The sequence below is a fragment of the Okeania sp. SIO2F4 genome (genome assembly GCF_010672385.1).
Taxonomy (GTDB): Bacteria; Cyanobacteriota; Cyanobacteriia; order Cyanobacteriales; family Microcoleaceae; genus Trichodesmium.
The window spans coordinates 1-8,419 of record NZ_JAAHGT010000398.1 but is presented as its reverse complement, the minus strand read 5'-3'; the positions used below and the strand labels follow the sequence as shown (position 1 = coordinate 8,419).

Below are 8,419 nucleotides of genomic sequence, written 5' to 3'. Positions count from 1 at the left end.
CTCGGCATATCCAATCAACGAAGACAGCGGTCGGAAAGCGGAGCATGACCTTAGGATGGGATGGCGAGGTCTCCTCGGCATATCCAATCGACCAAGAGAGCGGTCGGAAAGCGGAGCATGAGTAGGATGGGATGGATGGGTTACCTAACCATATCCAATCTCCCCTTGAGAACAAAAAAATTTCTTTTAACCAATCCTCTTCTTAAAAATTAAGAGGTAATTATTAATTATTAATTGTTAATTATTAATTATTGAATACCTAGGAGACTAATTAATAAATGAAATGACTGCTATAGCGGTTTTCATATCAAATTAGATAAATATTTTCTCTATTCAGTATTCTCTCTTCATCTGTTCCCTAAAATACAAAAATTGTTTATTTTTGCAAGGGTGAGAATCCCTATATATTTTATTCATTTATGAAGAAATATTTTTCCAAATATTCCCAATTTTGATAACCATATTCCTCTCGCAAAGCATCTTTTAAATTAGCATCTATAACTAATTCTTCATCTTCACTATCTTGGAATAAACATCCATGAGAAAATATCTTTTGTTTATCTGCGAGAGTATCTATTAAACTGGCAATAGAGTAATGTTCTTTTACCCATTCAATAGGACTAGGTATTTCAGAACTAACATTTATCGGATAATTAGTGATAGCTTCCATAATTTTATCTAAGTAAAGACCCTGAATGTCAATCAATTATTTAATATATCTACATCATCTGATGATTGATAGACTAATTTCAGTGAAGCTAGTCAACCAGATACTGTGACAAATTTTTGTGTGTTTAGTGATTTAGATCAACTCGATCATATGGTCACTTGTAAGCCTAGGGATGTTTATTTAAGATAGGTAGTATTTGAGAGCTAGATAAAATGATTCAAAATATATTCTATGGCTATGGACAGTATTTTTATTCAAATAGTTGCCTATCGCGATTTAGAATTGGTTCCCACTATTAAAGAGGCGATCGCCCACGCTACTCATCCCGAACGTCTCACTTTTGGCATTTGTTGGCAGTATGGTACGGATGAGGAAAAGGACTATATTGGTAAACTTAAAGGTATAAAAAATTGTCGTATTATTGTAGTTACTGCTGCTCAAGCTCGTGGTGTAGGTTGGGCGAGGTCTCTGGTGCAGAAGTTATGGCAAAAAGAGGAATATACTCTACAAATTGATGCCCACATGAGATTTTTGCCCGGGTGGGATGTGGAATTAATTAAAATGCTGAAAATGTGCCCCAGTGAAAAACCGCTTCTGAGTACCTATCCTCCTGCTTACAAACCTCCGAGAGAATTGGTTGGGGATACACCGAGTCGGTTAGAGCCAAATAAATTTGGAGATCCTGGTACTTTGACTTTAAGAGGAATAGGGGATTTGAGTAAATGTAGCATTCCACAATTAGGAGCTTTTGTTGCGGCTGGATTTATTTTTGCTGAGGGGAAAATTATTGAGGAAATACCTTACGACCCGGAGATTTATTTTACTGGAGAAGAGGTATTATTTGCTGCTAAAGCTTGGACGAGGGGATGGGATATTTATCATCCTAATCTGAGTGTTTGTTGGCATTTTTATAATACAGGTAAAAAACGGGTTGTACATTGGGAAGATCATCAAGATTGGTGGGTGCAAAATAAGGTGTCTGAGTCTCGTTTTCGTCAGATTTTGGGAATGGAAACTCCAACAGAAGATTTTGGAATTTATGGGTTAGGAAATGTCAGAAGTTTGGCAGAGTATGAAGCATTAGCAGGTGTGAATTTTCAGGAGCGTTGGTTTATTCGTTTTATTTAGAATTGAGAATTGAGAATTGAGAGTAGTAGGTAAACCATGAATATTTTTGCCAAATTTCGGAGTATAAGTTCAAGAGGTTTTTCTAGAGATGGCAGAATTTTTTTAACTAAAAGGGAATGGAATTTGGCAAAATTTTTACCTTTGATAGAAATAGGAAAGTTGTCACCAATGGTAGTAGGTAAACCATGGATATTTTTGCCAAATTTCGGAGTATGAGTTCAGGAGGTTTTGCCAAAGATGGCAGAAATTTTTTTAACTAAAAGGGAATGGAATTTGGCAAAATTTTTACCTTTGATAGAAATAGGAAAGTTGTCACCAATGGTAGTAGGTAAACCATGGATATTTTTGCCAAATTTCGGAGTATGAGTTCAGGAGGTTTTGCCAAAGATGGCAGAAATTTTTTTAACTAAAAGGGAATGGAATTTGTGAAATTTTTTACCTTTGATACAGACAGGAAAGTTGTGAGGATAGTAATAGGCAAACCCTCAATATTTTTCCCAAATTTCGGAATCTAACAGGAGGAGGTTTTGCCAAAGATGGCAGAAATTTTTTTAACTAAAAGGGAATGGAATTTGTGAAAATTTTTGCCTTTGATACAGACAGGAAAGTTGTCACCAATAGTAGTAGGCAAACTATGAATATTTTTGCCAAATTTCGGAGTATGAGTTCAGGAGGTTTTGCTAGAGATGGCATAAATTTTTTGAGTAAAAGGGAATGGCATCAAAAGTCAGAAGTTAGAAGGAAGTTCGCCAACTACAACTGTGAGAATTTTTCGCTATTAATTTTATTTGTATCAGATGCTTGATAATATTTAGCCACCCTACCACTTCAGAAAAAAATGTAATTAATTCTCAAGCTAATAAATCATCTACTGCCACACTAAAACCTATTAAAACTTTGTGAGTAGTAACAACTTGACCAGAAGTAAACATTAAACTTTGATTTTCAGTAACTATTATTATCCATTTACTCTCAGGAAAAACTAACCAAACTTCTTCGCCACCAGACTCTAAATATTCTTGAGCTTTTAACAAGACATTTTCAGCTAAATCTGTAGGAGAAATAATCTCTGCACTTAAAGGAAAACTCTGAGGCAAAGTAGGATAATTTCCATACTGTGAAACTAACTAAGGAGTACGATAAGCAACATCAGGTGATCGCCCTTGTTTATTGGTACGGCAAGGTACATTTGTATAAACTTCTCCACTTTTTTGACTGGCATTTTTATAGTTATCCCAATAACTACCAAGCTTCAATTGAATTTTTCCATGTCTTGATGTCGCGGCGTTTTTTTCTATTAATTTGCCGTCTACCCATTCCATTTTTTCAGGAGGATTTTTTGTGAATTCTTCTAAGGAGATATTCTGATTGATGAGAGTAGAATTTATCATAAGTTAGGAAGGAAGTAAGAAGGAAGAAGGAAGAAGGAAGAAGTAAAGTAAGGGTATAGCTGAGAAAATATGTCAGTTTTTTTGAAGGAATGAAAAAGTAAAAAGCAAGAATATGAGATTGTATTGATAGTAGAGTTTAACATCAATACCCGAATCAAATTATCGTGCTATTTTCCGTCTTTTTCTAGCTTCTGTTTTCCATATATTGTACCTGTACCTTCAATTATTCCTAAACTCTCTATTTTTGAAGATCCTTGTATATTTATATTGTACTTAGCTCTTTGAGTTTTACTGATTTGGAAAGGCAGTATTAGAAGCTCTGTAATTTTTTTAGAAAAAGTACCTATATCTCGAATAATAATTACAAATATGACTAATTTTGCCAAAAAAGCGAGAATGCCACCGGACAAAGGAATCAATTCCAAGATTTGTGGAAGAGTAAAAAACAAAATCAAGAAGGTGACAAAATTCATAATTCTCTAAATTTCATCTCTCTCTCGTTTATCTGTTTTTTGAGTAAGGTCAACTTTACTATTATCTTGATTTGAAACAAATAATTTTGGTTCTTCATTTTGCTGAGTTAATCTTCCCGATAAAAATCGAAATCCTGTTTGACATTTCGGTAAAATTTCTCTGATTAAATACCTTTTTTTTACTTCACCTTGCTTAATATCCTCTATCTTAATTTCCTCTATACCCATTGAATTATCATTCAAAGGTGGCTCGAAAAATTGTTCTAAAATTCCAACGTTTGTAGAAATAAACTAAAAAGTAATTTCTTAATTTTTAACTACCTTTCTGCCAGTATTTTGAATATTGCAAGACATGAGATATAAATCTGCAAGCTCGTAATTTTCACCATAAAGGATACTAATATTTTTCTGACCTATATCTTTTTTGAAGTCTAAAATAGTCGATGTATTTGTTGTAGAGGAAAGCTCCATTGCCTGGTATTGACGTTGCTTGTTTGATGATAAATAATTAAATAGCGCTACTGAAAAACTAGAGATAATAGCGATAGCAACCTTTTGCCAAAAATCACTATTCTTTAATAGTGTTTGAATTGCTGTCAGATATTCGTTTAAGTTATTCATTGAATAATCTCCTTATTTTTTTTAATAAAAATGATTAATTTGAGAGACTGTTTGTCAAATAAATATTAAGAGAGCATCACTTGTGGCTAAAATCTAAAAGCGGTAATACTTCAAGGGATTGAAATTTGGTAGATAGAGAAGTATTCAATACATATATTCCTAGATTTTTCTTCACAATATTTGTCTTGATTGTTTTCTCCTTATTCCCTATTCCCTATTCCCTATCTCCTTTTTATATTTCCTGATACATTCAATCTCTGAGTTTCTGAATTTGTAATATTAAGTTTTCCCATTTTAATTAATGTCATATTAAAGTTCGTAGTAGGGCTTTAGCCCGATTTATTTTATTCCTAGGGCAATACTACAAACAAAAACTTTTTTATCACTTATTATCCGAACATTTTACCCGCTAATAGTATACCTGACTAAGATGAAATTTGCTATAACTGATAACTGATTATTCACTATCTAGTAGGGAAATATTGATAAGAATGAATAGTTATAGTTAAAGTTCGTAGTCGGGTTTGGGCGGTAAGATAAATCGGGCTAAAGCCCTACTACAAACCAATTTATACTTCCAAAATATTCACAAGAATGAATAGTTATAGTTAAAGCTTGTAGTCGGGTTTGGGCGATAAGATAAATCGGGCTAAAGTCCTACTACAAACCAATTTATAGTTCCGAAATATTGATAAGAATGAATAGTTATAGTTAAAGCTTGTAGTCGGGTTTGGGCGATAAGATAAATCGGGCTAAAGCCCTACTACAAACCAATTTATAGTTCCGAAATATTGATAAGAATGAATAGTTATAGTTAAAGTTCGTAGTCGGGTTTGAACAGTAAGATAAATTTGGCTAAAGCCCTACTAAAAACAAATTCCTAGTTCCGAAATATTTACAAGAATGAGCAGCAATATTAGCAGCATTTGCCAAAGCTTCTGTAAATTCCCTATCAAAAATATAGTTACAAAATGCTCCATGAAAAATATCACCTGCACCTAAAGTATCAACAGCATTAATTTTCGGAACTTCCACATTACCAAACTTACCTTGACTAAAATATTTGATAGGTTTTTCTCCTTGAGTAATGGCAATATGTGGAATATTTTTATTTGCTAAATAGGCAAAAACTTCTTCTTGACTTTCACAGTTAGGAGGATAAAAATTAGCCGAACAAATAGCATAATCAACAAAAGGTAAAATTTCCTCAAATCCAGGTTTCCAACTACCTCCATCTATAACAATAGGAATATTTTTTGACTTAGCAAGTTGAGCAACTTCTAGACTTGCTGCCATTTGATGACCGTCAATTAAAACAATATCAATATTATCAATAATTTCTGGGTAAATTAATTCTTTTGAGACTTGAGATTTAACAGCATTAATAGAAATAACTGCGCGATCACCTGTATCTTGAGTAGTAATAATTGATGAAACTGGTGGTGGTTCAGAACGATTTTTATCTAAGTCTTCTATTGTGACATTATGCTTTTCTAAATCTGCTTTAATTAAATGAGTTATCGGATGATTTCCTAACCCACAAATAAGAATTGTTTGATTATTAAAGTAGCTAAATGTTACCGCAGCATTTGTGGCAGGGCCTCCGGCAGTAACAGCATAATTAGCAGCAACAACTTTTTGATTTTTATCAGGATAAGTTGCTGTGAGATAAACTAAATCTAAGGTAATTAATCCGACAAATAATCCAGTTTTAGTCATGTTTTTTAAAGTAAGCATTCAGCGGTCAGCAGTCAGCTATCAGCTATAGCCATCCTATTTTATTCCTGTCAAAAATATTAATGCTTTTTAGGGAACAGGGAATACTTAACTCTTAACTGGTAAGAGTTTCAGTTTTTTTATTTACTTTTTGATTCCCCGCAACCTATGCGCGGATTGCTATATGAGTTATTAACTCATTATAATGCGGATAATTTTTACTCTCTTTAAAGAAGTTTTCAGTAGTCATAAATTAGCAATCATTATGATTATTTTTTTTACTTTATAAAGGAATTTTAACCCCTCCTAAACCATCCTACTTACAACTGTTTTCAGGTTAGTCAATCACATTAAAAAAATGATAATCCTGTAGTAACATTGCATACAACGTCACTACTTTGTGGTCTACGAATTATCTAGAGAAATTATTATACTGGTGAAGTACAAAGTTATATATAATAGATTATTAGTCCTAAATATATAAGGATATTAGTTAGTATATAGCAATCTTAAATAGGTTATAAATTTTATCGTAGGGGTTTGGTCTCCAAACCCAAGCGCAAATGGGAAGTACAAAGTTCTACATAATAGAGCGATAGTCCTAAATATCTGAGAATATTGTTTGGTATACTATTTCTTAGGTTACTGAGGTATAGTCATTTTAAATAAGAATGAAACATTTTTTTAGCTGAAATCCTTTGACAGAAAGAAACCCTTGTCTCAGTCTAAACTGAAATGACTATACAGTTGTTTTTATTCTTTTCTATTGCTACCGAACCGAAATTACTACTCCCCTACTCCCCTACTCCCTACTCCCTAAAAAAGTGAATAATTTAGGAATTCCTAGAATACCATCTCATTTAAAACTACGACCCTATCAACAACAAGCTGTTAATAATTGGTTTGCTAATCGAGGTAGGGGAATTTTAAAGATGGCAACTGGTACTGGTAAAACAATTACTGCTTTGGCGATCGCTACTGAACTTTATCAAAAAATTGGTTTACAAGTATTAATTGTTGTTTGTCCTTATCGTCATTTAGTAACTCAATGGGGAAGGGAATGTGAAAAGTTTTCTCTCCAATCAATTCTAGCTTTTGAGAATGTAAATATTTGGCAAAATCAACTTTCTACTACTCTTTATAATATTCATTCTGGTCATCAAAATTTTATTTCTATTATTACTACTAATTCGACTTTTATCTCGGATAGTTTGCAATCTCAGCTTAAATATTTTCCGGAAAAAACTTTGATTATTGGGGATGAAGCTCATCATTTAGGTTCGCCAAAATTGGAGAAAAGTTTACCAAAAAATATTGGTTTAAGACTTGCTCTATCTGCCACTCCAGAGAGATATTTTGATGACCAAGGAACTACGGCAATTTTAGATTATTTTGGTCAAGTATTGCAGCCAGAGTTAACTTTAGCCGATGCCATTCAACAAGGTGCTTTAGCTCGTTATCTTTATTATCCAATTTTAGTAGAATTAACTGCAGAGGAAAGTCGAAATTATGCCAAATTAACCGGGAAAATTGGTTGGGCGTTATTGTTATCGGAAAAAGAGAATGTGGAAATAGAAAAAGAAGATTTAAAAACTTTATTAGTGCAGCGTTCTCGGTTAATTGCTTCGGCAAAAAATAAATTAACTGCATTAAAAAATTTAATGGCAAATCGTTTACAAACAACTCATACTTTATTTTATTGTGGAGATGGATTGGTAGAAACAGAAAATATTTCAGATTTACGACAAATGGAGGCAGTGGTAAAGATTTTAGGTTCAGAATTAGGTTACAGAGTTAATAGTTATACTGCTGAAACTCCGATAAAAAAAAGGGAGAAGTTAAGACAACAATTTGAAAGTGGAGAATTGCAGGGTTTAGTAGCAATTAATTGTTTAGATGAAGGGGTAGATATTCCAGCAATTAAAAATGCAGTTATTTTGGCAAGTAGTCGAAACCCTCGACAATTTATTCAGAGAAGAGGGAGAATTTTACGACTTCATCCTAGTAAGGAAAGGGCAACTTTATTTGATATGATTGTTTTGCCTCCAGATATGGGTAGAAGTAGTTTAGAAGTAGAACGAAATTTACTTAAAAAGGAGTTAAAACGCTTCTTAGAATTTGCTGATTTAGCAGACAATGCTGGAGAAGCTAGGGTGAAATTATTAAACATTCAAAAAAGGTATGGATTATTAGATATTTGAATCAAAGGAAGAAGGCAGAATTAAAATGTTTGTGGTTTTATATTGAAGAGGGATGGATGGAAAGATTTGATGGGGGAAAAGCAAGTATTTCTGGGAAGCTATACAAGATCAACTTTTTTCTAGTATTGCTCCTGGGAAAAATTCCTGCATCAGAGTGATTCTCTATGAGTAAGGAAAATTAGTTGAATAAATAGTCATGCGTATAGGCGAACGACTCCA

The 8,419-nt window shown here is 33.1% G+C and carries 10 protein-coding genes and 1 pseudogene; 5 read left to right on the top strand and 6 right to left on the bottom strand.

Annotation, left to right across the window (positions count from 1 at the left end):
• Window positions 1–409 precede the first annotated feature (409 nt).
• Window positions 410–670, bottom strand: a complete 261-nt coding sequence (locus F6K22_RS22845; protein ID WP_293103115.1) for a hypothetical protein — start codon at window positions 668–670, stop codon at window positions 410–412.
• Window positions 671–901: 231 nt separating this feature from the next.
• Here F6K22_RS22845 and F6K22_RS22840 point away from each other — a divergent pair, with 231 nt between their 5' ends.
• The 4 genes from F6K22_RS22840 (at window position 902) to F6K22_RS22825 (ending at window position 2,603) form a co-directional block, all read left to right on the top strand.
• Window positions 902–1,798, top strand: coding sequence for a GlcNAc-transferase family protein (locus tag F6K22_RS22840; RefSeq protein WP_293103112.1), 897 nt, complete (start codon window positions 902–904; stop codon window positions 1,796–1,798).
• A gap of 36 nt (window positions 1,799–1,834) precedes the next feature.
• Entirely contained in the window at window positions 1,835–2,014 is a 180-nt protein-coding gene (locus F6K22_RS22835) for a hypothetical protein (protein WP_293103109.1), read from the top strand.
• Window positions 2,015–2,035: 21 nt separating this feature from the next.
• Window positions 2,036–2,164, top strand: a complete 129-nt coding sequence (locus F6K22_RS22830) for a hypothetical protein (RefSeq protein WP_293103106.1) — start codon at window positions 2,036–2,038, stop codon at window positions 2,162–2,164.
• Between the two features lie 199 nt (window positions 2,165–2,363).
• Entirely contained in the window at window positions 2,364–2,603 is a 240-nt protein-coding gene (locus tag F6K22_RS22825; RefSeq protein ID WP_293103103.1) for a hypothetical protein, read from the top strand.
• A gap of 46 nt (window positions 2,604–2,649) precedes the next feature.
• Here the strand turns inward: F6K22_RS22825 and F6K22_RS22820 are convergent.
• From F6K22_RS22820 to F6K22_RS22800, 5 genes and pseudogenes are all read right to left on the bottom strand, one after another.
• A pseudogene (locus tag F6K22_RS22820) lies at window positions 2,650–3,189 on the bottom strand (Uma2 family endonuclease).
• A 167-nt stretch (window positions 3,190–3,356) separates the two neighbouring features.
• Complete coding sequence (locus F6K22_RS22815; protein ID WP_293103100.1) at window positions 3,357–3,662, bottom strand: hypothetical protein; 306 nt, start codon at window positions 3,660–3,662, stop codon at window positions 3,357–3,359.
• 6 nt (window positions 3,663–3,668) lie between these two features.
• A complete protein-coding gene (locus F6K22_RS22810) occupies window positions 3,669–3,905 on the bottom strand; it encodes a hypothetical protein (protein WP_293103097.1) in 237 nt (78 codons plus the stop codon).
• 63 nt (window positions 3,906–3,968) lie between these two features.
• Window positions 3,969–4,283 (bottom strand): hypothetical protein, encoded by a 315-nt coding sequence (locus F6K22_RS22805; RefSeq protein WP_293103095.1) that lies wholly within the window; start codon window positions 4,281–4,283, stop codon window positions 3,969–3,971.
• 855 nt (window positions 4,284–5,138) lie between these two features.
• Window positions 5,139–6,002: a sugar kinase gene (locus tag F6K22_RS22800; RefSeq protein ID WP_293103092.1), complete on the bottom strand. Its 864-nt coding sequence runs from the start codon at window positions 6,000–6,002 to the stop codon at window positions 5,139–5,141.
• An 821-nt stretch (window positions 6,003–6,823) separates the two neighbouring features.
• On the opposite strand from F6K22_RS22800, the gene F6K22_RS22795 reads away from it, so the two are divergent.
• Window positions 6,824–8,200, top strand: coding sequence for a DNA phosphorothioation system restriction enzyme (locus F6K22_RS22795; protein WP_293103090.1), 1,377 nt, complete (start codon window positions 6,824–6,826; stop codon window positions 8,198–8,200).
• The last annotated feature ends 219 nt before the right edge of the window (window positions 8,201–8,419 follow it).

Excerpts from the sequence above, each read along its gene's own strand:
- F6K22_RS22840 (WP_293103112.1), top strand. The coding sequence starts at position 902 with ATGGCTATGGACAGTATTTTTATTCAAATAGTTGCCTATCGCGATTTA.
- F6K22_RS22815 (WP_293103100.1), bottom strand. The coding sequence starts at position 3,662 with ATGAATTTTGTCACCTTCTTGATTTTGTTTTTTACTCTTCCACAAATC.
- F6K22_RS22830 (WP_293103106.1), top strand. The coding sequence starts at position 2,036 with ATGGCAGAAATTTTTTTAACTAAAAGGGAATGGAATTTGGCAAAATTT.
- F6K22_RS22845 (WP_293103115.1), bottom strand. The coding sequence starts at position 670 with ATGGAAGCTATCACTAATTATCCGATAAATGTTAGTTCTGAAATACCT.
- F6K22_RS22800 (WP_293103092.1), bottom strand. The coding sequence starts at position 6,002 with ATGACTAAAACTGGATTATTTGTCGGATTAATTACCTTAGATTTAGTT.
- F6K22_RS22835 (WP_293103109.1), top strand. The coding sequence starts at position 1,835 with ATGAATATTTTTGCCAAATTTCGGAGTATAAGTTCAAGAGGTTTTTCT.
- F6K22_RS22825 (WP_293103103.1), top strand. The coding sequence starts at position 2,364 with ATGGAATTTGTGAAAATTTTTGCCTTTGATACAGACAGGAAAGTTGTC.
- F6K22_RS22805 (WP_293103095.1), bottom strand. The coding sequence starts at position 4,283 with ATGAATAACTTAAACGAATATCTGACAGCAATTCAAACACTATTAAAG.